Annotated in this window: 24 protein-coding genes; 18 read left to right on the top strand and 6 right to left on the bottom strand. The window is 44.5% G+C overall.

The window, feature by feature from the left end; genetic code table 11:
* Nucleotides 1-2: 2 nt before the first annotated feature.
* The 5 genes from AB4154_RS07415 to AB4154_RS07395 form a co-directional block, all read right to left on the bottom strand.
* Complete coding sequence (locus AB4154_RS07415) at nucleotides 3-1,508, bottom strand: inactive transglutaminase family protein (protein WP_048659662.1); 1,506 nt, start codon at nucleotides 1,506-1,508, stop codon at nucleotides 3-5.
* Between the two features lie 17 nt (nucleotides 1,509-1,525).
* Nucleotides 1,526-2,266: an ATP-dependent zinc protease gene (locus AB4154_RS07410; RefSeq protein WP_372122626.1), complete on the bottom strand. Its 741-nt coding sequence runs from the start codon at nucleotides 2,264-2,266 to the stop codon at nucleotides 1,526-1,528.
* 312 nt (nucleotides 2,267-2,578) lie between these two features.
* Nucleotides 2,579-3,550, bottom strand: coding sequence for a tRNA 5-methoxyuridine(34)/uridine 5-oxyacetic acid(34) synthase CmoB (cmoB, locus tag AB4154_RS07405; protein WP_017062084.1), 972 nt, complete (start codon nucleotides 3,548-3,550; stop codon nucleotides 2,579-2,581).
* A gap of 186 nt (nucleotides 3,551-3,736) precedes the next feature.
* On the bottom strand, nucleotides 3,737-4,465 hold the full coding sequence (gene cmoA, locus AB4154_RS07400; RefSeq protein ID WP_017062083.1) for a carboxy-S-adenosyl-L-methionine synthase CmoA: 729 nt from the start codon (nucleotides 4,463-4,465) through the stop codon (nucleotides 3,737-3,739).
* Between the two features lie 139 nt (nucleotides 4,466-4,604).
* A complete protein-coding gene (locus AB4154_RS07395; RefSeq protein ID WP_029235140.1) occupies nucleotides 4,605-5,510 on the bottom strand; it encodes a DUF72 domain-containing protein in 906 nt (301 codons plus the stop codon).
* Nucleotides 5,511-6,090: 580 nt separating this feature from the next.
* Here AB4154_RS07395 and aspS point away from each other — a divergent pair.
* From aspS to AB4154_RS07310, 17 genes are all read left to right on the top strand, one after another.
* Nucleotides 6,091-7,863, top strand: coding sequence for an aspartate--tRNA ligase (aspS, locus tag AB4154_RS07390; protein WP_065585130.1), 1,773 nt, complete (start codon nucleotides 6,091-6,093; stop codon nucleotides 7,861-7,863).
* A 159-nt stretch (nucleotides 7,864-8,022) separates the two neighbouring features.
* Nucleotides 8,023-8,544: a crossover junction endodeoxyribonuclease RuvC gene (gene ruvC / locus AB4154_RS07385; protein WP_008219936.1), complete on the top strand. Its 522-nt coding sequence runs from the start codon at nucleotides 8,023-8,025 to the stop codon at nucleotides 8,542-8,544.
* Between the two features lie 153 nt (nucleotides 8,545-8,697).
* Nucleotides 8,698-9,309 carry a Holliday junction branch migration protein RuvA gene (gene ruvA / locus AB4154_RS07380; RefSeq protein ID WP_017062079.1) on the top strand — a complete coding sequence of 204 codons (612 nt, stop codon included), beginning with the start codon at nucleotides 8,698-8,700 and terminating at the stop codon, nucleotides 9,307-9,309.
* Nucleotides 9,310-9,412: 103 nt separating this feature from the next.
* Nucleotides 9,413-10,429, top strand: coding sequence for a Holliday junction branch migration DNA helicase RuvB (ruvB, locus tag AB4154_RS07375; protein WP_017062078.1), 1,017 nt, complete (start codon nucleotides 9,413-9,415; stop codon nucleotides 10,427-10,429).
* A gap of 552 nt (nucleotides 10,430-10,981) precedes the next feature.
* Nucleotides 10,982-12,568, top strand: a complete 1,587-nt coding sequence (gene cydA / locus AB4154_RS07370; RefSeq protein ID WP_004736475.1) for a cytochrome ubiquinol oxidase subunit I — start codon at nucleotides 10,982-10,984, stop codon at nucleotides 12,566-12,568.
* Between the two features lie 13 nt (nucleotides 12,569-12,581).
* On the top strand, nucleotides 12,582-13,718 hold the full coding sequence (gene cydB / locus AB4154_RS07365) for a cytochrome d ubiquinol oxidase subunit II (protein ID WP_114633768.1): 1,137 nt from the start codon (nucleotides 12,582-12,584) through the stop codon (nucleotides 13,716-13,718).
* A 31-nt stretch (nucleotides 13,719-13,749) separates the two neighbouring features.
* A complete protein-coding gene (cydX, locus tag AB4154_RS07360) occupies nucleotides 13,750-13,857 on the top strand; it encodes a cytochrome bd-I oxidase subunit CydX (RefSeq protein ID WP_000270284.1) in 108 nt (35 codons plus the stop codon).
* Nucleotides 13,850-14,152 carry a cyd operon protein YbgE gene (gene ybgE, locus AB4154_RS07355; protein WP_017055065.1) on the top strand — a complete coding sequence of 101 codons (303 nt, stop codon included), beginning with the start codon at nucleotides 13,850-13,852 and terminating at the stop codon, nucleotides 14,150-14,152. The genes cydX and ybgE overlap by 8 nt, the downstream gene beginning before the upstream one ends.
* A gap of 172 nt (nucleotides 14,153-14,324) precedes the next feature.
* Nucleotides 14,325-14,762, top strand: coding sequence for a tol-pal system-associated acyl-CoA thioesterase (ybgC, locus tag AB4154_RS07350; protein WP_017078182.1), 438 nt, complete (start codon nucleotides 14,325-14,327; stop codon nucleotides 14,760-14,762).
* Nucleotides 14,752-15,435: a protein TolQ gene (gene tolQ, locus AB4154_RS07345; RefSeq protein WP_004736480.1), complete on the top strand. Its 684-nt coding sequence runs from the start codon at nucleotides 14,752-14,754 to the stop codon at nucleotides 15,433-15,435. Before ybgC ends, tolQ begins: the two co-directional genes overlap by 11 nt.
* Before the next feature lie 3 nt (nucleotides 15,436-15,438).
* On the top strand, nucleotides 15,439-15,882 hold the full coding sequence (gene tolR / locus AB4154_RS07340) for a protein TolR (RefSeq protein WP_017062072.1): 444 nt from the start codon (nucleotides 15,439-15,441) through the stop codon (nucleotides 15,880-15,882).
* A 13-nt stretch (nucleotides 15,883-15,895) separates the two neighbouring features.
* A complete protein-coding gene (tolA, locus tag AB4154_RS07335) occupies nucleotides 15,896-16,963 on the top strand; it encodes a cell envelope integrity protein TolA (RefSeq protein ID WP_372122623.1) in 1,068 nt (355 codons plus the stop codon).
* 12 nt (nucleotides 16,964-16,975) lie between these two features.
* On the top strand, nucleotides 16,976-18,328 hold the full coding sequence (tolB, locus tag AB4154_RS07330; protein WP_017062070.1) for a Tol-Pal system beta propeller repeat protein TolB: 1,353 nt from the start codon (nucleotides 16,976-16,978) through the stop codon (nucleotides 18,326-18,328).
* 113 nt (nucleotides 18,329-18,441) lie between these two features.
* Complete coding sequence (pal, locus tag AB4154_RS07325) at nucleotides 18,442-18,984, top strand: peptidoglycan-associated lipoprotein Pal (RefSeq protein ID WP_017062069.1); 543 nt, start codon at nucleotides 18,442-18,444, stop codon at nucleotides 18,982-18,984.
* 33 nt (nucleotides 18,985-19,017) lie between these two features.
* Nucleotides 19,018-19,800 carry a tol-pal system protein YbgF gene (gene ybgF / locus AB4154_RS07320; RefSeq protein ID WP_048612755.1) on the top strand — a complete coding sequence of 261 codons (783 nt, stop codon included), beginning with the start codon at nucleotides 19,018-19,020 and terminating at the stop codon, nucleotides 19,798-19,800.
* A 210-nt stretch (nucleotides 19,801-20,010) separates the two neighbouring features.
* Nucleotides 20,011-21,072: a quinolinate synthase NadA gene (nadA, locus tag AB4154_RS07315; protein ID WP_017062067.1), complete on the top strand. Its 1,062-nt coding sequence runs from the start codon at nucleotides 20,011-20,013 to the stop codon at nucleotides 21,070-21,072.
* 175 nt (nucleotides 21,073-21,247) lie between these two features.
* Nucleotides 21,248-22,279 (top strand): potassium channel family protein, encoded by a 1,032-nt coding sequence (locus AB4154_RS07310; protein WP_017063519.1) that lies wholly within the window; start codon nucleotides 21,248-21,250, stop codon nucleotides 22,277-22,279.
* A 75-nt stretch (nucleotides 22,280-22,354) separates the two neighbouring features.
* Here the strand turns inward: AB4154_RS07310 and AB4154_RS07305 are convergent, their stop codons facing one another.
* Complete coding sequence (locus tag AB4154_RS07305; protein WP_017062064.1) at nucleotides 22,355-22,924, bottom strand: UPF0149 family protein; 570 nt, start codon at nucleotides 22,922-22,924, stop codon at nucleotides 22,355-22,357.
* 171 nt (nucleotides 22,925-23,095) lie between these two features.
* Here AB4154_RS07305 and AB4154_RS07300 point away from each other — a divergent pair, with 171 nt between their 5' ends.
* Nucleotides 23,096-25,549 (top strand): ATP-binding protein, encoded by a 2,454-nt coding sequence (locus AB4154_RS07300; protein WP_372122620.1) that lies wholly within the window; start codon nucleotides 23,096-23,098, stop codon nucleotides 25,547-25,549.
* Nucleotides 25,550-25,787 lie beyond the last annotated feature (238 nt).

Raw genomic sequence — 25,787 nt, 5'->3', positions numbered from 1 at the left:
ACTTAGTCCTCCGCTAGCGGTTTAAAGCGACGAAGCTCGGTTAGACGGTATCCTGTGTAGTTACCTAGTAGCAAGATGGTCGCTAGAATAACAAGTTGTAAACCAATAAAGTTAAACGTTAAGTGCTGAATGAACGGGTTAGTCATGCCTAAGTAAACAAGAACCGCAGTAAATAGAGAACCACCACCTTGCAGCATTACTTCTTTCGCGCCTTCTTCTTCCCATAGGATAGACATACGTTCGATAGTCCAAGATAGGATAATCATTGGGAAGAACGTAATGGATAGACCTTCAGTCAGACCCACTTTAAACGCGACCACAGTGAATACAGAAATAATCATGATTACCGTGATGATTACGGCGGATATCCTGGCGACCAGTAGTAAGTTGAGTTTGGACAAGTAACTTCGAATAATCAGACCCGTACCTACGATAAGTAGGAAACCGACAATACCCGTTACCAATTGTGTTTGCACAAAGGCTACCGCAATCAGTACTGGCATGAAGGTACCGGACGTTTTCAGACCTATAATGACACGAAGGAACACAACAATCAGAGCACCGATAGGAATCAGCATGATGGTTTTAAACATCGCTTGCTCTTCTAGCGGTAGGCTGTGAATCGATAGGTTCAATAGCTGGTCTGCAGAGACCTTACTGTTGGTTGCTTCCGTTGGTGAAACCTCTTGAGCAATCATAGAGAAGTGAACTTTACTGTTCTGACCGCCAACAACATCCAGTAGAGAAACGTTAGATTCGTCCCAGATGAGTAGGTTTGGTTGAACTTGTTGTTCGCTTGATTCCGGAGAGAACAGAATCCACTGGTCGTTATCCCAGATCTGAATCATGTTTTGAATCGACTGACGACGACGGCCGTCTTCTAGCTCGATAACACCAACGACTTTGTTGTGTATTTTCGCTGCTGAAAGTAGCTTGTGTGTCGCTTCCACTTTAGTCATGTTATTCAGAATAAGCGCTGAGTTTTGGCTGTCTGGATCGTTAAGTGTTTTGATGAGCTCACGGGTAAAAGTGAGGTTGTCTGCAGAACGCTTTGTCGCTCTATCAATCAATGCAAAAGAAGCGGCTTCTTCAGGGCCGTCGAAGCTTGGCTGTGCGACTTCGCCTTCTGGCGGTATAGCATCAACTTTTGCTTGGTTGTCGACTAGGAATTGTGTTTTGTAGTAGATAGTTTGAGGGCCATCTGCGTATCGAATAGACCACTCTGCGCGGCGACCTGATTCGGTATTCAAGTAAGAGATACCATAACCTGGCGATGAAGCCGATTCGCCGATAAGTGTGTAGTTAGACTGAGTATGAGGAGCCGCTAAGGAAACTTTTGCTTCTTTGCCTACTGCGTTGAACTCGATGCGAGCTTCAACGTCCCAAACCTGTCTGGTTTCCCCTGGAGTCCAAGGTACACCGTAGGTCGTATGTCTGAACATACTCAGTGTTATACCTGCCACAATAAGCAGGAATATAGAGATATAAAATGGAATTCTTGACGTCATAGCTTACCCTACTATTGTTATTTAACTTCCGTTTGTACGTACTTTTTACTTACATCTACTAGCGCTATGTCTTTGATAAATTCGCGCCCTAGTAACACAGGGTGACTCATTTGAGAGCGATCCGCCAATGTAAATTGCGCTTTTTCATGGATTTTTCCAACTTTCACCCATAATTCGATCACAGCTCGACGTTCTGCTTGATCATTGGTTGATTGACGGATTTTTACATAACGTACAACAGGCGCTTCAATCCATTTCTGGTCTTCTTTAGCTTGGGCTTTGTCGTCTAGGTGAAATTTAACCCAGTTCTTGCCGTTACGTTCGAATTCTTTGATATCGACAGCGTTTAAAGAAGAGGTGGTTGCACCTGTATCAACACGAGCATCAAAGCTTTGCTTGATAGAGTCGATAAACACTTTTTCGATGCCGCCAAGGATAGTCGGTTGTGATATAGGAGCGATAGGAGCAACGGCAATAGCGACCGGTTCCTCTTCCTCTAGCTCTTCAATAACCTTGTGTTCCATGCTCGTTAGATGGGTATCTAATTGACTAGAAAGGGTAGTAATTTCGTCTTCTAAGCTTTCAATATAGTCACTTTGATTGCTTAGTTGCAGTTCAAGATTTTGAACCTTATTTGCGATGTTTGTCTCTGTGCGGGAAATAGCGTCGAGAGTTTCTTGGTGGTAGGTAGCACCATTTGTAAGAGTACAACCAGAGAGCAAACCAACCGCCACAATAGGCGATAATCGCTTAAACATAAAAAAACCTTTGAGAATTAGAGAATAGTTCAGACTATTTAGAAGTTTAGCCCACAAAAAAGGATGCGTGAAGCATCCTATTGTAAGAGTCTGGTCATATTGAATCGCAATGTGAGCGCTACGCCAATTATTGCTATTTGGAATAGCTCACTTATTAAACACAAGTCAATTTTTGTTCAATTCTTAAGCTAAGGAAGCAAGGTTCACCGCGAAATTAACAGTGGCTTTTTGACCATGCAAGCAATTGTTTTGCTGCCTTAATAGGCTTGTGCTTTATTTACTCAATATGCCACTGCTTTGTGGGCAGTAAATCTATGGCTTTGTTGCTACCAGAATCGCACGTCTCGGTGCAGGGTGACCTTCAACCGTTTTACTTGGATCGTTCGGATCGAGGTAATCTGGAAGAGAGTTGTGTGTCATCCATTCTGTGGTGCGTTGTTCACCAATTGTCGTGACATTTTCGTCAACGATTCGTACGTCTTCAAAACCAACTTGTTCTAGCCAGCGTTTCAGTGCGCGAGCTGAAGGGAAGAAGTAGACGTTTCTCATTTGCGCGTAACGGTCAACCGGAACTAATACTGCGTTCTCATCGCCTTCAATCACCAAGGTTTCAAGAACCAGTTCACCGCCAGACACCAATTGGTCTTTCAGTTGAATCAAGTGGTCCAGTGGTGAACGACGATGGTAAAGCACGCCCATGCTGAATACCGTGTCGTAGGCTTCTAGCTTTGGGAGCTGCTCAATACCTAGAGGTAATAGGTGAGCTCGTTGGTCATCGCCCATCAACTTACGAATTGCTTCAAACTGAACCAAGAATAGGTGGGAAGGATCGATACCAACCGTTAAGCGAGCACCTTCACCCAGCATGCGCCACATGTGGTAACCATTGCCACAACCTACATCGAGAACCGAACGGTTTTTTAATGGAGATATATGTGGAAGCACACGATCCCATTTCCAGTCACTGCGCCACTCTGTATCGATATGGATGTCGTGAACCGTATAAGGACCTTTTCTCCACGGGTGGAAAGTCTTCAATAAGCTTTCTAGCTTTTTCAGTTCGCCTGTGTGGTATGGCGTAGAACTACCAATCGTCACTGAATTTTTCAGGTCAACTTGATCTGGCACGTCTTGTGGAATCTTGTTTAGTGCACGTAGCCAGCGGTCAAAGTCACCGTGCTCTGCATTTTGCCAATCGGTCAGTTGCTGTGGCAGGACATTTAGCCACGGCTGAAGGCGAGTATCTTGGGCAATAAGTTGATAAAAATTGGCAAAATTAAACATAGGTTTTCACTGAGTTGGTGGTGTAGAAATTAAATTTGTCACTCCATTAAGAGTGTGGACAAACATGCTAGGGAATCTCGTTTATCGTGTTTGATAAGAGATCCCCAATTCGTTTGTTCCTCGCTCTTGAGGATGACATTTTAGTACGTGCTAACGGTGTCGCGACGGTTACGTAATCTAAAATGTTTACTTTATCGCGAACATTGAACCAAAGTTGAAACATTGGAACCAGACTTCGCTGCTTGAGAAGCCAATCTTATCAAATCGCTCTCTGTGAACAGGGATCGAATCCGGGCGCATCACGTTTTCAATTGCGCTACGTTTCTGACTTACTTCTAGCTCGCTGTACCCGTTAGCACGTTTGAAATCATGGTGCAGGTCGATAAGCAGTTCATTTGAGCTTTCATCTTCGAATACGTATTTTTCTGACAGGATTAAGATCCCGCCTGGGCGCAAGCCAGCATGAATTTTCTCAAGCAGAGCGTATCGATCGTCTGGAGAAAGAAATTGCAGCGTAAAGTTAAGCACCACAACAGAAGCGTCTTTGATTTCCACTTCACGGATGTCGGCTTCAATCACTTCTACCGGTGTGTCACTGCGGTAAGCATTAACGTGCAATTTGCAGCGCTCAACCATGGCTTCTGAATTATCGATCGCGAAAATCGTGCAGCCTTCTTGCTGAATGTGACGACGCATAGAAAGTGTCGCAGCACCAAGCGAGCAGCCAAGGTCGTAAATATTTGAGTGTGGCTTTACAAAGCGCTCAGCCAGCATGCCGATTGCAGAGATGATATTGCTATAGCCAGGCACCGAACGTTGAATCATATCCGGAAATACTTCAGCAACCCTTGCATCAAAGGTGAAGTCTCCAATTTTATCAATAGGAGCGGAAAAGATATTGTCTGTGTTGCTCATAGCATTTTCTCTCGACAGTCAGCGTAATTGGCACAAAATTCGTACCAAATAAAAGGGGGCGTATTTTACGTAAAAAAAACGCCACTGTCACGAAAACTGAGATTTAGCTCAAGGTTCGAAGCTACTTACAAGTGAGAGGTTAAAACATCGAGATTTGGTGATTGCCTTTTTGAGCTGGAAACTGAGCCAGTTCGGGCAGTAATAATGATGTATTTTCAGAGACTTGCTTTTGTAGCCTCTTATAAATAGCAATCGCAAGTTCAGGTGCGTGGTTATTGTCTGGGGTGTGGATCATTAAATAGGGCTGCTTGCCTTCATTAAGCCAGTTTGGGATTTTGGCAAACCAAGGCTTAAAAAACTCAATATTAGGTTCTTGGTCTGGGTGACCAATAAATCGAATCATCGGGTTATTGGCGGTAGCAATTGCATGAACAGGAACACGCGGTTTTTTCTGATGCGCATCGATCACCGCTTCTGTGGTGGGTGGCGCAGAGAAAACGGGGCGGCTGTCCATAATGATGCGATTGATGCCTTCCTCAACCAGCCATTGGTTGAAGCGTTTTTCCGCATCGCCCTTATCAAAGAAACCTAAGTGTCGAACTTCGACGCCAAGCTGCATATCTTTTGGGAATAAGGTGCAAAACTTTTGTAGGGCAGGCAGCATGCTGGGCTCAAAACTGTGCGGCAGCTGAATCGTCCATTGACCAATACGGTCATGCAGTGGCGACATCGTCATCAAGAACTCTTTGAGTTCGGCTTGGCAGTGTCTCAGTTGTTGCTGGTGGGTGATGAATTTGGGCAATTTGAAGGTGAACTTGAAATCATCGTGACTGGCGGCTTTCCAATTGTGAACGGTAGACATACTTGGCGTAGCGTAAAAGGTGGTGTTGCCCTCAACGGTATGGAAAACTTGGGTGTATTTTTCCAAGCGTTCGGCAGGCTTGGTGCCTTTACCGTAGAACTGACTTTGCCACTCAGAATGAGACCACATAGTTAATCCAAGTCTTAGAGGTAAAGTTTCTGTTGTTATTACACGATTATCCATCTATTACACCGTTATCCATCACGCCATCAGTCATTACAAAAAGTTTTTGGGTTGAAATTAGGGCGTGTTGATCTTTCGAGCTGGTTTTTGCAGCGAGTTGCTGGGTATTTATACAAGGCAGAGGCTTTGATGTGTAGCTAGCCTACATGAGAAGCCGATAACGTAGTAGAAATACCCAGCAAACGCTGCCCGAAGGGTTCGGCTAAAAGCGTTTTACTCTTTGTTGAGGGAGATTTGCTTAGAATGACTAGGCTACTTTTCCCTCGCCGCGATTAAAACGCTTTTATCTCGAACAAAATTTAACCACGAAAGGTCAACGCGCCCTAAAATCTACTTTACGAGAGTTTTGCTGATTAAGGCACTTTCGAGATATAATTATCGCAATTTTTTCGGTTTTGATGAATCTTTGCGCACTTGATGGGCTAAAAAGCAGCAAAGCCAGATAAAACACAATAAATTCGAATGTGGAAGGTCGATTTTAAGCGAGTTTCCGCGTATAAATGTTCCTTTGCTCTGTTGTGTGGAATGACCACTGACAGCTTGGAAATTAGTAAATAATTAAGAGATTGGGAAATTCATTATGCGTACCCATTACTGTGGTAACCTGAACAAGTCCCTGGCGGGACAAACTGTAGAATTGTGCGGCTGGGTAAACCGTCGCCGTGATTTAGGCGGTCTTATCTTTATTGATATGCGTGATCGTGAAGGCATCGTTCAGGTTGTTGTCGATCCAGATATGAAAGATATCTTCCCGATCGCTAACCAACTGCGTAATGAATTCTGTATCAAGTTTACTGGTGAAGTACGAGTTCGTCCGGACAGCCAAGTAAATAAAGACATGGCTACTGGTGAAGTAGAACTTTACGCGACGGGTCTAGAGATCATTAACCGTTCAGAAGCGCTTCCACTAGACTTCAACCAAACGAACTCTGAAGAGCAGCGTCTTAAGTACCGTTACATCGATCTTCGTCGTCCAGAAATGAGCGACCGTATTAAGCTTCGTGCACGTGCTTCTAGCTTCGTTCGTCGTTTCCTAGATGAGAACTTATTCCTAGACATCGAAACGCCAGTACTAACGAAAGCGACACCAGAAGGTGCTCGTGACTACCTAGTACCAAGCCGTGTTCACAAAGGTAGCTTCTACGCACTTCCTCAATCTCCTCAGCTTTTCAAGCAACTGCTGATGATGTCTGGTTTTGACCGTTACTACCAAATCGTTAAATGTTTCCGTGATGAAGATTTACGTGCTGACCGTCAGCCTGAATTTACTCAAATCGATATCGAAACATCTTTCATGACTTCTCAAGAAGTACGTAACGTGACTGAGAAGCTTGTTCACGATATGTGGAAAGAACTTCTAGATGTTGAACTAGGTCAATTCCCAGTAATGCCTTTCTCTGAAGCGATTCGTCGTTTCGGTTCTGATAAGCCAGATCTACGTAACCCACTAGAGCTAGTGGACGTTGCTGACTTGGTTAAAGATGTTGAATTCAAGGTATTCTCTGGCCCAGCTAACGACGAAAAAGGTCGCGTAGCAGTTATCCGTGTTCCAGGTGGTGCTAAGCTAACTCGTAAGCAAATCGACGGCTACGCTGAACACGTAAACATCTACGGCGCGAAAGGCCTAGCTTGGATGAAGGTTAACGACCGTGCTGCAGGCATGGAAGGTATTCAATCTCCAGTTGCTAAATTCCTAAGCGAAGACGTAATCAACGGTATTCTAGATCGTACTCAAGCTGAATCTGGCGATATCATTCTGTTCGGCGCAGACAAAGCGGGCATCGTTGCTGAAGCAATGGGCGCACTTCGTCTTAAACTAGGTACGGATCTAGAGCTAACAGACACATCTGCATGGGCTCCACTGTGGGTTGTTGACTTCCCAATGTTCGAAGAAGACGGCGAAGGTAACCTACACGCAATGCACCACCCATTCACATCACCACTAGGTGTGAACGCGGAAGAGCTAAAAGCGAACCCAGCAGCAGCAAATTCTGATGCATACGACATGGTAATCAACGGCTACGAAGTAGGCGGCGGTTCTGTACGTATCCACAACGCAGAAATGCAAACAGCGGTATTTGGTATCCTAGGTATCGAAGCACAAGAGCAACAAGAGAAGTTCGGCTTCCTACTTGAAGCGCTTAAGTACGGCACGCCACCGCACGCTGGTCTAGCATTCGGTCTTGACCGTCTAGCAATGCTGCTTTGTGGTACTGAGAACATCCGTGACGTTATCGCATTTCCGAAAACAACAGCTGCAGCATGTCTACTGACAGACGCGCCAAGCCTAGCGAACCCAGCATCACTGGAAGAGCTAGCAATCGCAGTTAAACTAGCGAAGAAAGAAGACTAATCAAGCGATTAGCCTAACTTTCTACTGAAGCTTTGAGTTTTCGATAGAGCTAAATTTTGTAGTAGAACAATAAAATGCCCGTTAATTTGACGGGCATTTTTTTTTGCGTTCGATATACTAAGCTCATAAAGCATGTGTAAATAATCAGTATTTGAAGTTATGTCTATTATCTTAGGGATTGACCCTGGCTCACGCATTACCGGTTACGGTGTTATTCGTCAAAATGGCCGCCACCTATATTACTTAGGGAGTGGTTGCATTCGCACCTCAGAAAAAGAGTTGCCGGGCCGACTCAAACAAATCTACGCCGGTGTGAGCGAAATTATTACTCAGTTCCAACCGGATGTGTTTGCGATAGAGCAGGTCTTCATGGCTAAGAATGCAGACTCAGCGCTTAAGCTTGGGCAAGCTAGGGGCAGCGCGATCGTAGCGGCTGTAAATGCGGATTTGCCTGTTCATGAATACGCGGCTCGTTTAATTAAGCAAGCGGTGACGGGTAATGGTGGTGCGGACAAGTCTATGGTTCAGAACATGGTGATGAGCATGCTTAAGTTACCCGCTAAACCACAGGCCGATGCTGCCGATGCTCTAGGCGTAGCGATCACTCACGCCAACACCAATAAAACTTTGATAGCGCTTGCGGGTAAAGCAACAGGAGCAAGAAAAGGGCGTTACCGATAACCATAGGCTATGGCGTTTCTGAAGACAGAATCATTCGGTTTCCCAAGCTAAGCAAGCTTAAATAAATCATCCTAATAAACACAAAGAACTGGATAAGCATCCAGTTCTTTTATATTCTGTCCCTCAAATTATATTCCATCAAGAGAGTGAATTGTGATCGGACGTCTACGCGGTACATTAATAGAAAAACAGCCACCAGAATTACTAATCGAAGTGAGTGGCGTTGGCTATGAAGTTCAAATGCCAATGAGCTGTTTTTACGAATTACCAAACGTGGGCGAAGAGGCAATCATCTACACGCACTTTGTTGTACGTGAAGATGCGCAGCTACTTTATGGTTTTAACACGGTTAAAGAGCGTGCGCTGTTCCGTGAAGTGATCAAAGCGAACGGTGTGGGCCCTAAGCTAGGCCTTGGCATTCTTTCAGGCATGACGGCTAGCCAGTTTGTTCAAAGTGTTGAACGTGAAGACATCTCGACGCTGGTTAAACTTCCGGGTGTGGGTAAGAAAACCGCTGAACGTCTGGTTGTTGAAATGAAAGACCGCCTGAAAGGGTGGGGCGCGGGTGACTTGTTTACTCCAGCGACAGATGCAGCTCCGATTGATTCTATGCCAACCGTTCACGACGCGGAAGAAGAAGCGGTAAGTGCGCTACTTGCATTAGGCTACAAGCCGACTCAAGCTTCCAAGGTGGTTTCTCAAGTGGCTAAAGATGGTATGACCAGCGAACAGTTGATTCGCGAAGCTCTGAAATCGATGGTTTAATACCCAATATACTTGTTCGACAAAATAGACTCATTCACTTTGCCTTTACACAGAGTCAAGAAGCGCAGAGTCAACAAGAGCATAGTTAGGAATAGCAGAATTTATGATTGAAGCCGATCGCCTTATTGCACCGGATAACCCAGTATTCAAAGATGAAGATGTCATTGATCGTGCAATACGCCCTAAAGCACTGGCTGACTATCAAGGTCAGGATCACGTTCGTGGCCAGATGGAGATTTTCATCAAAGCGGCACAACTGCGTAACGAGGCGCTCGACCATCTGTTGATATTTGGCCCTCCAGGCTTGGGTAAAACCACGTTGGCGAACATTGTTGCCAATGAGATGGATGTCAACATTCGTACGACTTCAGGCCCTGTTCTAGAAAAAGCAGGCGACCTAGCGGCGTTACTGACCAATCTCGAAGAAAATGATGTCCTGTTCATTGATGAGATTCACCGTTTAAGCCCTGTGGTTGAAGAGGTGTTGTACCCTGCAATGGAAGACTACCAATTAGATATCATGATTGGTGAAGGCCCAGCGGCACGCTCTATCAAGATTGACCTTCCTCCTTTTACTTTGATTGGCGCAACCACTCGTGCTGGCTCACTGACATCGCCGTTACGTGACCGTTTTGGTATTACTCAGCGTCTTGAGTACTACAAGGTTGAAGATCTACAAAACATCGTTCAGCGCAGTGCAGATTGCCTTGGTCTTTCTATGGAGTCCGAAGGGGCGCTAGAAGTTGCTCGCCGAGCTCGTGGTACGCCACGTATTGCTAACCGTCTACTGCGCCGTGTTCGTGATTATGCGGAAGTAAAAGGCGACGGGCATATTTGTCCGGAGGTTGCTGACAAAGCGCTAAACATGTTGGATGTCGATGCTAAAGGTTTCGACTACATGGATAGAAAGCTTCTGCTGGCGATTATGGAGAAGTTTGGTGGTGGTCCGGTAGGTATCGACAACATGGCTGCCGCGATTGGTGAAGAGAGAGACACTATTGAAGATGTGTTAGAACCTTACTTGATTCAACAAGGTTACCTACAAAGGACGCCAAGAGGTCGAATCGCGACCGACAGAGCGTATTTACACTTTGGAATAGATAAACCCTCCAATCGTTAAATTATTCATTTTTAAAGATCCCAGTTGCATAAGCGCTGGGTTTTTTTGCTTTTTACTGAATAACAACTCTTTGAGCGAGTCGATAAAAAGATCGAAAAGGGAGCTTCAAAAATGGAAACTTTGATTTCAGGTTTGATTTAGATAACAGGAAATGAAATAAGTTGTCATATTTTTTGTTAATACTTTATAGGTAGTTGTAATTCGGATGTTGAGGCGGTGCTGAGCATTTGTCACAGATATCATGCGCTGTTATTAAGACAAGCATAATTGGTGTGATTTTAATCATAATTGTACAAAAATAACTCTAATTTGCTCGAATAAATTTGATACAAATCAACGCAGGGTTCTCCCATAAACCTTTTGAAACATACTGATTTTACCAGTAATATTAGCGCCAGCTATATTAGCTCATGCTTAACAATAATCTAACTATAACGGTACGTTTTTGCTACAAATTTCAACTTGTAATAACAATTGCATAAATTGTTTTAACATGGATTTTTGCGGTGAATAATCACACAAGTGTCATTCAGCCGACACAAAGGAGTTACCATGATTGATGTTGTTGATCTGTCGCGATTGCAGTTTGCATTTACAGCGATGTATCACTTCCTATTTGTTCCACTGACTTTAGGTATGGCATTTCTACTTGCCATTATGGAGTCAGTTTATGTAATGACTGGCAAGCAAATTTACAAGGACATGACCAAGTTCTGGGGTAAATTGTTTGGTATTAACTTTGCTCTTGGTGTAGCGACAGGCTTAACCATGGAGTTCCAGTTTGGTACTAACTGGTCTTACTATTCTCACTATGTTGGCGACATTTTTGGTGCTCCGCTAGCTATCGAAGCGCTTGTTGCATTCTTCCTAGAGTCTACTTTTGTTGGCCTATTCTTCTTCGGTTGGGACAGACTGTCAAAGCGTCAGCACTTAGCGGTAACTTGGTTAGTAGCACTTGGCTCTAACTTCTCTGCGCTTTGGATCTTGGTAGCAAACGGCTGGATGCAAAACCCAGTGGGTGCGGAATTTAACTTTGAAACTATGCGTATGGAAATGGTGAGCTTCGCTGAAGTTGTCCTAAACCCAGTAGCGCAGGTTAAATTCGTACACACAGTAGCGTCTGGTTACACTACGGGTGCAATGTTCATCCTTGGTATCAGCTCATACTACATTCTTAAAGGTCGTGACCTTGCCTTTGCTCGTCGTTCTTTTGCGATTGCAGCATCTTTCGGTATGGCGGCGATCTTGTCAGTAATCGTACTAGGTGATGAATCTGGTTACGAGCTTGGTGAAGTTCAAAAAGTGAAGCTCGCTGCGGTAGAAGCCGAGTGGCACACTGAAGAAGCACCAGCCGCATTTACTGTTTTTGGTATTCCAAACCAAGAAACAATGAATACTGACTACGCAATTAAAATCCCATACGTAATGGGCATCATCGCAACGCGTTCGCTTGATACTGAAGTAACGGGCCTACGTGACTTACGTGATGATCACGTTGATCGTATCCGCACTGGTATGTACGCATACGAGCTGCTTGAAAAGCTACGTTCAGGTGATAAGTCTGAAGAAAACATCGCAGCGTTCGACGAAGTGAAAGGTGACCTAGGTTACGGTCTGCTTCTTAAGCGCTATACAGACGACGTTGTTGACGCAACAGAAGACCAAATCCAAATGGCTGCGGATGATTCTATCCCAACAGTTTGGCCTCTATTCTGGTCATTCCGTCTGATGGTTGCTTGTGGCTTCATCATGCTGTTTGTATTCGGTGCGGCGTTTGTTCAAACGTGTCGTCAGAAGATCGAACAAAAACCATGGGTACTTAAAGCAGCGCTATTCTCAATCCCACTTCCTTGGATTGCGATTGAAGCAGGTTGGTTCGTTGCTGAGTTTGGTCGTCAGCCATGGGCGGTTGGTGAAATCCTACCGGTTAACGTTGCTGCATCCGCACTGACTATTGAACAGCTTTGGACTTCTCTATTCGCGATTCTTGCACTGTACACAGTGTTCTTGATTGCTGAAGTTTACCTAATGCTGAAATTCGCACGTAAAGGTCCAAGTAGCTTAAAGACAGGCCGTTACCACTTCGAACAAAACGATAACTCTGTTGAAGACAAAGTTAGCCGTTCAGTCGAAGTATAAGTGAGGGAATATTATGTTTGATTACGAAAGCTTACGACTTATTTGGTGGGTATTGATCGGTGTTCTACTGGTTGGTTTCGCCGTAACTGATGGCTTCGATATGGGTGTTGCAGCTCTTTCACCTGTTATCGGTAAGAGCGACACTGAACGTCGTATTATGCTAAACACGATTGCCCCTCACTGGGATGGTAACCAAGTTTGGCTTATCACTGCGGGTGGTGCATTGTTTGCTGCATGGCCACTGGTTTACGCAACGTCGTTTTCTGGTTTCTATTTCGCAATGTACGCGACGTTAGCAGCGCTTTGGTTACGACCACTCGCTCTTGATTACCGCTCTAAGATTGAAGATCCAAAATGGCGTAAAACTTGGGACTACGCACTTTGCTTTAGTGGCACAGTACCACCAATCATTTTCGGTGTGGCATTTGGTAACCTACTACAAGGTGTTCCATTTGACCTGAACGAGTTTATGATGTCTAAGTACCATGGCACGTTCTTCGCTCTGCTAAACCCGTTTGCATTGCTTTGTGGTGTATTAGCTCTGATGTTGTTCGTGATGCAAGGTGCAACATGGCTTCAAATGAAGACTACAGAAGAGCTGCACAGCCGCGCTCGTAATGTTGCTCAGATCACTGGCCTAATTGCTATTGCTCTGTTCATTATTGGTGGCTTCTGGGTTCAGTCTATTGAAGGCTACGTAATCACTAGCACGATGGACACGTTTGCTGATTCAAACCCACTAAACAAAGAAGTATCACTTCAAGTTGGTGCTTGGATGACAAACTTCGAAACGTATCCAGCAATGTGGGCTGCGCCGATTCTTGGTGTAGCAATGCCACTGCTTGCTGTGATTGCATCTCGCTTTGAGCGTGGTGGTTTCGCATTCTTGTTCTCAAGCCTATCTAACGCTGGTGTTATTTTAACGGCTGGTTTTGCAATGTTCCCATTCGTAATGCCATCAAGTCTGAACCCTAGCCATAGTTTGACTATGTGGGATTCAACAGCGAGTGAGCTAACGCTTGGTCTTATGACCGGAGTTGCGGCGGTAATGGTTCCTGTGATTCTTGGCTACACAACTTGGACATACTACAAAATGTTCGGTCGTCTAGATAAGAAACACATCGAAGATAACGACGTTTCAGCTTACTAAGCTAGAAGTTAAATAACTTAGGAGAAATTTTATGTGGTATTTCGCATGGATTTTGGGTGTACTTCTAGCATGTGCATTCGGCATCATCAATGCTCTATGGTTAGAGCATTCAGAAATGATGGATAAAGACAGTGAGTAATCTCGCGGAGCAAATCGCTAAACTGCATCAACCAATGGATAAGACTCTGTTAAGAGCTTTATCCCTCGTATTGGGTTTCATGCATGTTGGTTTAGTGATGTGGGATCCTGAAGCGTATGCGACAAGCATCGGTGGCTTTAACGCGATCATCGGGCCAATGTTTATTTGGGCAGTGTGCTCAAGCATGGTTTACGGTATCGGGTTTAAGCCTAGAGCTTGGATGTGGCAGCTACTGTTTAGCCCATACGTTTCACTCACAATTTTGCTCTACCTAACGGTGTTGCGCCTTTTATAAAAGGCAGAAGATTTAGGTTCATAACGACGTGAACCTTTATACTTGTTGGGTTTTTAGCCAAAAAGAGGTCATCTTATACAGATGGCCTTTTTTTTCGTCTATTAAATCAAAAAATTCACAGCGATATACTATTAATGATAAGGAGTTAGGTTATAGTGAGATCTTTATCGTTTTGGATTGTGGTATCAAATTGCAGGGAATATCTAAGCCATTTACGTGGCCAGTGACAGTGTATTACGAAGACACCGATGCAGGTGGTGTTGTATACCATTCAAACTATCTTAAGTTTTTCGAACGCGCTCGAACTGAGATGTTGCGCTCAATTGGCGTCTCTCAGCAAGTCTTGTTAGAACAAAATATCGGTTTCGTAGTCCGACATATGGACATTGATTTTATTCAAGGTGCGCGACTTGATGATTCTTTACAAGTCATTACAAATATTTACGAGTTGAAGCGAGCTACCTTGGTCTTCTGTCAAGAGATCGTAAATCCTGATGGCAAGGCATTGTGTAAAGCAATGGTTAAGGTAGCATGTATCGATAATCAAAAAATGAAACCCAAAGCAATGCCAACATTTATTCTCACGGAGCTAACGAATAGTGACTGCTGAAATCTCAATCTTAGGCCTAATTTTAGAAGCTAGCTTACTAGTTAAGATGGTCATGCTGATTCTTATGGGCATGTCTGTTGTTTCTTGGGCAATGATCATAAAAAGAAGTAAAGTATTATCTCAAGCTTCTAAACAAACTGACGTATTTGAAGATAAGTTCTGGTCAGGCGTTGATCTTGCAAAACTGTACCAAGAGAGCAACAAACGCAAAGACGAGCTTTCTGGTACTGAAGAAATTTTCTACGCAGGCTTTACTGAGTTCGCTCGCCTTCGTAAATCGAATGCAACATCACCTGACTTCATTATGGAAGGCACTGGCCGTGCGATGCGCGTTGCCGTTGCTCGTGAGGTTGATGAACTAGAAACTAACTTACCTTTCTTGGCGACCGTTGGCTCTATCAGCCCATACATCGGCCTATTTGGTACGGTTTGGGGCATCATGCACTCATTCATCGCATTAGGTGAAGTGAAGCAAGCGACGCTCGCAATGGTTGCTCCTGGTATTGCAGAAGCACTGATCGCAACAGCAATGGGTCTATTCGCTGCGATTCCAGCGGTAATGGCGTACAACCGCTTCAGCAGCCGAGTAGGCAAGCTAGAACACAACTACGCGACTTTCTCTGAAGAGTTTCACAGTATTCTTCACCGTCAAGCGATGGCTGGCAGGGAATAATAGATGGCTGGATACCAACCTAAAAAACGCAAAATGACAGCAGAGATTAACGTTGTACCTTACATCGACGTTATGCTTGTTTTGCTGATCATTTTTATGGTGACTTCGCCGTTTGTTACTCAAGGCGTTGACGTTGAATTGCCTCAGGCTTCAACGGCTAAATCGGCACAAGACCTACTGGGTGACGACAATGCAAGTTTCATCATCGTTGAAGTGAACAAAGACGGTGAACTTGGCTTGAGCGTTAATGACGAAGAAGTACAGCGTGGCTTATCAATGGAAGATATTATCGTCCGTGTGAAAGCCGAGTTGTCTCTGAAGCCAAACTCTCCAGTGGCGGTTGGTGGTGATGCCGCAACGCCATACGCTGAAGTGGTTTTATTACTTGATGAATTAAGCCGTGCAGGTGTGCCAAAGGTTGGCCTTTTAACGGATATAAGGGAATAGCTCCGTAGCATTCATGAAAGCGAATAATAAAAAATCCAATAATTTCAGATCACCGCTTCTTATTTCTCTTGGGCTGCACGTCATTTTATTCGTTGCGCTCATTTGGGGGGCGGATTTCACGATGTCAGAGCCAAAGCCTACAGGGCAGATGGTTCAAGCAGTGGTGATTGATCCTCAGTTGGTTCGCCAGCAAGCTCAACAGATTCGTCAACAAAGAGAAGCGGCAAGCAAGAAAGAGCAAGAGCGTCTTGACAAACTAAGACGTGAAAGCGAACGACTTGAAAAGAATCGTAAAGCTGAAGAAGAAAATATTCGCAAGCTAAAAGAACAGCAAGCGAAAGAAGCTAAAGCAACTCGTGAAGCTGAAAAGCGTCGAGTTGAGAAAGAGAAACAACGCAAAGCTGAAGAAGCGCGTTTACAGCAAGAGCAAAAGAAAGCCGCTAAAGCCGAAGCTGACCGTAAGCTAAAAGAAGCTGCGTTAGTGAAAGCCGAGAACGAGCGTAAAGCCAAAGAAGCGGCAATCGCAAAAGCTGAACAAGAACGCGTGGCAAAAGAAAAAGCAGCGAAAGAGGCAGCAGACAAAGCTCGTAAAGAGAAAGAAGCCGCTGAACTCGCGGAAAAGCAACGCATAGCGAAAGAGAAAGAAGCGGCAGCCGCAGCAGAGAAAGCCCGTAAGGCAAAAGAAGCTGCAGCAAAAGCAGAAAAAGAGCTTAAACAACAAGAAGCCGCATTGAACGATATCTTTGCTGGGCTTGAAACGGAAGCGACTCAAAACTCTTCAGCAAGACAACAATTTATCACTGATGAAGCGCAACGTTACGGGGCTATCTATACCCAACTGATTCAACAGAACCTGTTGTTAGAAGACAGCTATCGAGGACGCTCATGTCGAGTGAACCTTAAGCTGATTCCAACGGGCTCTAACGCGATATTGGGTAGTTTGAGTATCTTAGATGGCGATAGCCGTTTATGTGCAGCAACCAAGCGTGCGGTGGCACAAGTACAATCTTACCCGTTGCCTAAAGACCCAGACATTGTGAACTCACTGAAAGACATTAACTTAACTGTATCACCAGAGTAAAAGGACGAACTTGTGTTAAAGAAACTATTACTGAGTTTTGTTTTCTTAATAGCTACAAGCAGCCAGTTTGCACATGCAGCGCTGGAGCTGGTTATTACAGACGGTATTAACTCTGCAAGACCTATCGCTATTGTACCTTTCCGTTGGGAAGGCTCAGAGCCATTGCCACACGATGTATCAGCGGTTATCGCTTCTGACTTACAGCGCAGTGGTAAATTCAGCCCAGTTGCGACAAGCAAAATGCCTCAAACGCCTTACAGCGAAACTGAGGTTAACTTTGATGCTTGGACTAACCTAGGTGTTGACTCATTGCTTACCGGTAGTATCACTAAAAATGCCGAAGGGCAGTATGTGGTGAATTACCAATTGATCGACATTGTTCGTGGTCAACTGACCAAAGGACAAAGTCGTGCGCTGAGTGATGAAGGCCAATTAGTGCTTTCTAAAGATCACGTTCTATTCAATAAGAAGGCTACGGTTCCTGGTAATCGCTTGAGAGAGTACGCACACCGTATCTCAGACCTAGTGTATGAAGAGCTAACTGGTGAGAAAGGCGCGTTCTTAACTCGTATCTCTTACGTGGTAGTGAACGATAAAGACAAGTACCCGTATCAACTTCGTGTTGCTGACTACGATGGCTTTAACGAGCGTTTAGTACTTCGTTCTAAGCAGCCTCTCATGTCTCCAGCATGGTCACCAGACGGCAAAAAGCTAGCTTATGTGAGCTTCCAGAATGGCCAAGCTGAAATATTCATCATGAATATTTACACGGGTGAACGTGAGAAAGTGACGTCATACCCTCGTCACAATGGTGCGCCAAGATTCTCGCCAGATGGTAAAACATTGGCATTGGTATTGTCGAAAACGGGCAGCCTTCAGGTGTACACACTTGACCTTGCTAGCCGTAAGCTGACTCAAATTACCCGCGGCCGTTCGAATAATACTGAACCATTCTGGCACCCAGATGGCAAGTCTCTTATTTTCACATCGGATCGTGGTGGTAAACCACAGATTTATAATGTAAATTTGTCCAATAATTCGACTTCTCGTATTACTTGGCAAGGTAGCCAAAACTTAGGTGGCCAGATCACTCCTGATGGTCGATTCATGATCATGGTGAATCGCAGCAACTCAGGTTTTAACTTGGCTAAGCAAGATTTGGAAACCGGTGCGGTTCAGGTACTAACAAAAACATTGTTAGATGAGTCTCCAAGTATTGCACCGAATGGAGGTATGGTTATCTATAGCTCTATTTACAACAAAACAAATGTACTATCGATGGTTTCTATCGATGGACGTTTTAAAGCTAGATTACCGGCAACTAACGGACGCGTAAGAGCGCCTGCATGGTCACCGTTCCTCTAGGGAAAATTACATATTCTTTTAGCTATTGATAGTGTTAACTATTGTGGCATTTAACTATCTATAGCACTCTTAGTCGCTGTAGAAACTAAGTTTGATAACGTAAGGAAAAAAAGATGCAACTTAACAAAGTTCTTAAAGGCTTGATGATTGCACTACCAGTGATGGCAGTAACGGCATGTAGCTCAACTGATGAAGCAACATCTGCAACATCTGGTACTGAAAGCAACCAAACAACTTCAGGTTCAGAAGGCAATGTAGACACAACTGTTGTAACGCCAATTGACGCTAACGGTCAACTGTCTGAGCAAGAGCTTAAAGAGCAAGCGCTACGTGAAACTCAAACAATCTACTTCGCATTCGATAACTCTACTATCGCTGGCGATTACGAAGAAATGCTAGCAGCTCACGCAGCATACCTAGTTAAGAACGTTGACATGAACGTTACTATCGAAGGTCACGCTGATGAGCGCGGTACTCCTGAGTACAACATCGCACTTGGCGAGCGTCGTGCACAAGCTGTAGCGAAATACCTACAAGCTCTAGGTGTTCAAGCTGACCAAATCTCTATCGTAAGCTACGGTGAAGAGAAGCCACTTCTTCTAGGTCAATCTGAAGATGTGTACGCTAAAAACCGTCGCGCAGTACTAGTTTACTAATTTTAGTAGACTATATAATTGAGGAATTGCCTCATGTTCAGTAACACAAAGCGAGTCATTTTGCTTTCGTTACTGGCAAGTGCAGCGAACACCGCGTTCGCTGCACCAGCTCCAGTATCCGATCTCAATAGCACCGCAACCAATTCATCATCTTCCTCTCGATCAGCATCTAACGAATCAGATATTGAGCGTTTAGAGCGCCTGCTTCAAAATCGCAATCTCGTTCAGCTTCAAATGCAACAGCAAATCGACGACATGGCACTGGAGATCAGTGAACTTCGTGGTGAGCTGGAACGAAACAGCTACGATATGAAGCAAATGCTAGAGCGTCAGCGTGAACTGTTCATTGAACTGGATCGCGTAAGAGGCGAGGTGAAAGCAGCAGGAACAGCAACGGTAGCAGTGGCGGCGAGCGAAGGCTCTAAAGACGCTTCTGGTACGTTCAGTACTGATGTGGATGAGCAAACTGCTTATCAAAATGCTGTAGATATGATTCTAAAGCAACGAGACTACACGGGTGCTATCGCTGCATTCCAAAAGTTTCAAAAAGACTTCCCAGATTCTACCTTCACACCTAACTCACATTACTGGTTAGGTCAGCTTTATTTCGCTAAGAAGCAAGATAAAGAAGCCGTGAAGAGCTTCGCTGCTGTTGTGTCGTACAAAGACTCAAACAAGCGAGCAGATGCACTGGTTAAGCTTGGTGACATAGCAGCGCGCAACAACAACGCGACGCAAGCTAAGAAATATTACCAACAAGTCGTAACCGAGTACCCAAACAGTGCTTCGGCTAAAGTGGCCAAAACCCACTTGTAAAACAAAATAGGGGTGCTTAGGCGCCTCTTTTTTATACCTGATTACTTCCGTTTGATGTTTACTTATCTTCTTTGTGGTGCCAACACGTCGCCTTGTTTATGCGTTTTAAGCATTAGCTAGCCACCGCTTGCAACCAATCCTTTTTGATCCCAATCGCTGTCCTGTGTAGAATACTCTAATTCTCGGAAGAAGTTGCGTAGAGCAAGAGCAATGAGTCATATACTAGATAAAATCGATACAGTTTACCCGTTTCCGCCTAAGCCAGTTCCATTGAGCGATGCTCAGAAACAGGCCCACATCGCAAACATCAAAAAACTACTTCAAGAAAAAGATGCAGTTCTAATTGCACACTACTACACCGATCCTGAAATTCAGGCTCTGGCAGAAGAAACTGGCGGTTTCGTTGGCGATTCATTAGAAATGGCTAAATTCGGTAACCGTCATTCAGCAAGCACTTTGATCATCGCTGGTGTTCGTTTCATGGGTGAGTCTGCAAAGATTCTTACTCCTGAAAAACGCATTCTAATGCCAACACTCGAAGCTGAATGTTCGCTTGATCTTGGTTGTCCGGCTGACAAATTTACAGAATTTTGTGATGCTCACCCTGACCACACCGTGGTTGTATACGCGAACACTTCAGCGGCTGTCAAAGCTCGTGCAGACTGGGTGGTTACGTCGAGCATCGCTTTAGAAATCGTTGAAAGCCTAGACGCTGAAGGCAAGCCTATTATTTGGGGCCCAGACCGTCACCTAGGTTCTTACATCGCGAATCAAACCGGCGCTGACATGTTGCTTTGGCAAGGTGAGTGTATCGTTCATGATGAGTTCTCAGCTGATGCTTTGAAAAAAATGAAATCGGTATACCCAGAAGCGGCTATTTTGGTACACCCAGAATCACCAGCAAGCGTGGTTGAACTGGCTGATGCTGTAGGCTCAACAAGCCAGCTGATCAAGAAAGCAAAAGAGCTGCCTCATCCACAGATGATTGTGGCGACAGACAAAGGTATCTTCTTCAAGATGCAGCAATTGGTTCCTGAAAAAGAGCTGATTGAAGCGCCGACAGCGGGTGCTGGTGCAACGTGTCGTAGCTGTGCACACTGTCCTTGGATGGCAATGAACGGCCTTGAAGCGATTGAAAACGCACTTGAGAATGGTGGTGAGCAACACGAAATCTTCGTTTCTGACGAGCTACGTGTAAAGTCTCTTATCCCTTTGAACCGCATGCTAGATTTCGCAGAGCAGTTAAATGTGCAGGTAAAAGGTAACGCGTAAGTCGTTCTTTTATCTAATCAACAAAAAAACCAGCCAATAGTGCTGGTTTTTTTGTGCCTGAGTATAGGCCGCTAATATCAATTTTGTGGTCATGTATCTTTTTCTTATGATACATCTTGTTGATATCGAGTATTTTTTCTAGCATGTAACTAAGAGAAATGGATTAGAGGCTCGAATGATAATCTGGTTACAACTCAAACGCTGGATCAAAGCAAACATCTTTGTTTTGAATGGCAAAAACTTACTGTTCACTTTTCTTGGCTACATCGCTTTATCGTGGTCGATGCTGTATTTGGCGGGTGAAACAGATTTAACCAGTTCGGTTACCGTATTCGCTTACTACTTGGTGGTGACGGCTTCTACGGTTGGTTATGGTGATTTATCACCGACCACGGTAGCGGGGCAGTGGATCGTTATTCTATTTGTGATTCCAGGCGGGTTGAGCCTTTTTGCCGCGTTGCTCGGTAAAGTGGCGACAGAAGGTGTTGAATATTGGCGAGCGGGCTTGCTAGGAAAAAGGAGAGTTAGAGTGGACAACCACATTTTGATGTTGGGGTGGAATGAGCAAAGAACCATTCATCTCATCCGCATGCTACAACACGAAGAAACGGGTAAACGACCAATCGTGCTATGTACGCGTTCAGATATCGAGAACCCGTTACCCGGTGAAATCAATTTCGTCAAAGTAAACAGCTACACCGATGGCAAAGAGATGGAGAAAACGGGCATTGAGTCTGCAAGTTGCATCCTGATTGATAACCCAGAAGACGACATTACGTTATCTGCGGCGCTTTACTGTGCCAACCGAAACCCTAAAGCGCACCTTCTTGTTTACTTTAAAGATGAAGCGCTGAGCGATTTGTTACACAAGCATTGCCCTAACTCAGAATGTATTCCAGCGGTGGGTGCTGAGATGCTAGCAAAGGCTGCGGTAGACCCAGGTTCCAGTGCGCTTCACCAAGAATTATTGAGCTCAACAAGAGGCATGACACAGTATTCAACGTATTTCCCTGAAGACGCTGAGTCTGTCACCGTCGCGCCTATTTTCTCAGTGTTTAAAGAGAAGTATCAAGCAACTCTGATCGCCATTGATACGGGGAGCGGTATTGAACTCAACCCAGAGTTAGATCAAGTGGTCAGCAGTGGCACTAAGCTGTTTTATATTGCTGATGAGCGAATTGATGACTTCGATTGGAAAGGCTTCTAAAGCGACTATTTTATTTCGTCTGAAAACTAAAAAAGGCCTCATAATGAGGCCTTTTGGCTTGTATAAAGCTAACTGTTATTGAGCTTCAGCCAGTGCAATGCCACGCTGCGTTAGTCCGCAAAGCATCACAGGAACAGCGTTAAAGATCTCTTCGAACTGCTCTAGGCCTTCGATGCCTTGCTCTGCAAGCGTAGCAATTGACGTTTCTGGATCGTAAAGCATGCTCAGTGACAGCAGGACACCGCCAACGAGTGCGTTATCTTCGCTCTCTTCAGGCATTAGTGTTTCCCAATCGTCGCGAGCAATCTGCCAGCCTTGAAGCAAGCCTTCACAAAAATCACGAGCGGCAGTGTTCACCACTTCTTCGTCGTCTAATTGACAAGCTTCAGGCCAAACCCAAGTCCCTTCAATCAGTTCTGGGCGGGTTTTATTCCAAAGCTCGATGATAACTTCAATGTAGCTTTCTAGCTGTTCACCATCCGTAAAAGGTGCGACTTCTTCGCCACCCCATAAGAACGGTAGCCACTCATGCGGGGTTAACACATTCGGTGCCGCTGCCATTGCAGTGACAAAGCCCATTGTTTTGTGTTCTGTGATTAGCTTTCCTTCCAACTCTGGAAGCGCAAGAATATCTTGTAAAGTCAAAGTGAGGTACCGTAAAAGGGAACATATTTGCGCTTATAGTACCAATGAACTTGTGCCAATCAAGCTTCAATCTAAAAAGGCTTGATGTCATGGATGATAAACACTAGGTTTAACAGAAAAGAAAACAATAAAAGAATTATGCAGATACGGTCGTCTTTAAAGAAAAAAAGCATGGTAGCGCTTGGATTATACCTTGCGATGTTTATTGCCATTGTCGGTAGTGTGACGTATTACGTCGTAGAATCCCCTGTGCGCGCCAAATTACAACAAAATCTCGACTTGCGTACGCAATTGTTATCCGCATTTATTACAGAGCCACTCAGCAGCTCTCAAGGCTTTGTAGACAGTCTCGTTGGGTTTGCTCAAGCACATCGCAATGGTGATGATGTTATTCCGCTATTTAAGTCCATGTTGGCGGCGAGCGACGATACAATTGTCAGTGCCGGTATTTGGCCTGAACCTTATGCGCTCGATTCTAAAAAGCTTCTCAACAGTTACTTTTTTAATAAAGCCGACGATGGAAGAATCGATCAGATATATTCTTACAACAACCCCAAAAATGCCCCTTATCAAGAAGAGTATTGGTACACCTCTGTCGTCAACAAAAAACAAGGAACGATCTCTTGGAGCGATGTGTATATCGACCCATACACACACGTTCGAATGATTACGGCGTCTTCCCCTTATTATTACGACGGTACTTTTGCCGGTGTTGCCACGGTGGATCTCTCGCTCGAAGAGCTGCTTGGTTTTATCAAGAACCACGCCGAAGAATACAACCTTGGCATTACGCTCAGAGATAAGCTTAACCAAGTGTTGGTTTCGCATAACTTTAATCTCGTTGAAGGCATTTACATCAGTAGCAATCAATTTGGTGATTTCGGCTGGCAAGTGGATGTGGTGAACTCCAAATCACGAGTAGAAGACGAAGTGTTTCGTCAGGTGATGAGCATTGAAGGCGGTATTGTTCCGCTATTGCTACTTTGTGTCATGGCGGGGTATTACTTATTGAACCGTTATTTGATTAGTCCAATCACAAGGATTGCAGCACAGGTTGATAGTTCGAAAGCCGGCGAAATCATTGATGTGGATTACTCGAGTGATGACGAAATCGGCCATTTGATTAAAACCTTCAACGAAAAGACCATTTATCTCGAAGCGGAAAAGGTTAAAGCTCAGGCATCCACCAATGCAAAAACCGCTTTCCTTGCGACCTTGTCACATGAAATTCGCACTCCGATGAATGGGGTATTGGGTACCGCTCAAATCCTATTAAAAACGCCTCTAAATTCTGAACAAGAGAAGCATCTTAAGAGCTTGTATGAGTCCGGCGATCATATGATGACTCTACTCAACGAGATCTTAGACTTCTCGAAGATCGAGCAGGGCAGGTTGGATCTTGATGAAACGCGTTTCCCGCTTGATTCGATCATCGGCAGTATTAACAGTGTTTACTACACATTGTCTTCCGAGAAAGGGCTTCAATTCAAAGTGTACTCTGAGGTGACTTCGGGTCGTTGGTACTTCTCAGATAAAGCTCGCCTTCGCCAAATTTTGTTTAATCTATTGAACAACGCGGTGAAGTTCACCTCCAGAGGCTTTGTTGAGGTGTACCTGAAAGAAGTTGTAGAGGGGAGTGACACCTATCTGAGCATTCGAGTTCGTGATACCGGAATTGGTATTTCTAAAGAAGCTCAGAAGCGTATTTTTAAACCGTTTGAACAAGCGGAGTCTTCGACCACAAGGCGTTTTGGCGGTACTGGCCTTGGCCTCGCGATTGTGAAGAAAATTGCCCAGTTGATGGATGGCAGTATTACCGTCACCAGTGAAGAAGGGATAGGCACGAGTTTTGATGTTCGCTTGAAGATTCAGCCATGTCAGCCAGGAGAAATCGAGAGTTTGCCACATAAGAAGTTGGACTACTCTGGCTTAAAGGTACTGATCGTCGAGGACAACCGAACTAACACGGTGATCATTGAAGCCTTCATGAGCAGTAAAGGCTTTACCTGTAAGAGCGTCGAAAACGGTGAACTTGCGATACAAGCCGTGGTTGCTGAGCGCTTTGATTTGGTGCTCATGGATAACCATATGCCTGTGATGGATGGCGTTGAATCAACCACTGCTATTCGTGCTTTGATAGGCGATGTGTCATCGGTATTGGTGTTTGGTTGTACGGCTGATGTCTTTAAAGAGACTCGTGAGCGTATGTTGGGGGCAGGTGTGGATTATATTATTGCTAAGCCGATTGACGAGCGTGAACTGGATGATGCCTTGTTCCGCTATTCAAATAAGCTTTATCAATACCATGAAGTAAAAGCGGATGAGCTCGAAAGCCAAGACGTAAAACCACACGATTCGAAAAGTAAAAGCGAGTCACTGCCTAAACCTGATCTTCGCAACAAAGATAACACTGAAGAGCTGTTAGTGACGTTGTATGTGGCGCTAGAAGACAACAACCTAGAACTGATTCAATTTGCACTAGAGAGCCTACGTGTTCACGTTGAAGCTATGAACAACGCGGAACTTACTGAACAAGTCGATAAAGCGTTAGAGCAGGTTGCTTTAGGATCACCACCTACACAAGATGTCATTAATATCATTACTGTAAATCTACCTATGGCTTAAATGTTGTTTAATTACGGTAAGTAAATGACGAACTGTCCAATATTTGACCTTGGTTGGATTTTTTGGTGAAAGTGACTGCTTTTAAAGTGGTTTTTGGTTGTTAATTTACAACTTGATTTTTAATTTGGAGTGTATGACTACTAATCTTGTGATTTAATAGCGACATTATCTGGTGAGGTGTAAATGTGCCTTGTTTATATGTTACTAAATCACTAATTAAGCAGTGATATATTTTAGG

This window comes from Vibrio sp. 10N.286.51.B11 (assembly GCF_041469245.1).
GTDB lineage: Bacteria > Pseudomonadota > Gammaproteobacteria > Enterobacterales > Vibrionaceae > Vibrio > Vibrio crassostreae_C.
The sequence above is the reverse complement of the archived record's forward strand: the minus strand, read 5'-3'. Positions and strand labels throughout refer to the sequence as shown.

Coding starts and splice junctions, on each gene's coding strand:
- AB4154_RS07415 (WP_048659662.1), bottom strand. CDS start 1,508: ATGACGTCAAGAATTCCATTTTATATCTCTATATTCCTGCTTATTGTG.
- AB4154_RS07410 (WP_372122626.1), bottom strand. CDS start 2,266: ATGTTTAAGCGATTATCGCCTATTGTGGCGGTTGGTTTGCTCTCTGGT.
- cmoB (WP_017062084.1), bottom strand. CDS start 3,550: ATGTTTAATTTTGCCAATTTTTATCAACTTATTGCCCAAGATACTCGC.
- cmoA (WP_017062083.1), bottom strand. CDS start 4,465: ATGAGCAACACAGACAATATCTTTTCCGCTCCTATTGATAAAATTGGA.
- AB4154_RS07395 (WP_029235140.1), bottom strand. CDS start 5,510: ATGGATAATCGTGTAATAACAACAGAAACTTTACCTCTAAGACTTGGA.
- aspS (WP_065585130.1), top strand. CDS start 6,091: ATGCGTACCCATTACTGTGGTAACCTGAACAAGTCCCTGGCGGGACAA.
- ruvC (WP_008219936.1), top strand. CDS start 8,023: ATGTCTATTATCTTAGGGATTGACCCTGGCTCACGCATTACCGGTTAC.
- ruvB (WP_017062078.1), top strand. CDS start 9,413: ATGATTGAAGCCGATCGCCTTATTGCACCGGATAACCCAGTATTCAAA.
- cydA (WP_004736475.1), top strand. CDS start 10,982: ATGATTGATGTTGTTGATCTGTCGCGATTGCAGTTTGCATTTACAGCG.
- cydB (WP_114633768.1), top strand. CDS start 12,582: ATGTTTGATTACGAAAGCTTACGACTTATTTGGTGGGTATTGATCGGT.
- cydX (WP_000270284.1), top strand. CDS start 13,750: ATGTGGTATTTCGCATGGATTTTGGGTGTACTTCTAGCATGTGCATTC.
- tolR (WP_017062072.1), top strand. CDS start 15,439: ATGGCTGGATACCAACCTAAAAAACGCAAAATGACAGCAGAGATTAAC.
- tolA (WP_372122623.1), top strand. CDS start 15,896: ATGAAAGCGAATAATAAAAAATCCAATAATTTCAGATCACCGCTTCTT.
- pal (WP_017062069.1), top strand. CDS start 18,442: ATGCAACTTAACAAAGTTCTTAAAGGCTTGATGATTGCACTACCAGTG.
- ybgF (WP_048612755.1), top strand. CDS start 19,018: ATGTTCAGTAACACAAAGCGAGTCATTTTGCTTTCGTTACTGGCAAGT.
- nadA (WP_017062067.1), top strand. CDS start 20,011: ATGAGTCATATACTAGATAAAATCGATACAGTTTACCCGTTTCCGCCT.
- AB4154_RS07310 (WP_017063519.1), top strand. CDS start 21,248: ATGATAATCTGGTTACAACTCAAACGCTGGATCAAAGCAAACATCTTT.
- AB4154_RS07300 (WP_372122620.1), top strand. CDS start 23,096: ATGGTAGCGCTTGGATTATACCTTGCGATGTTTATTGCCATTGTCGGT.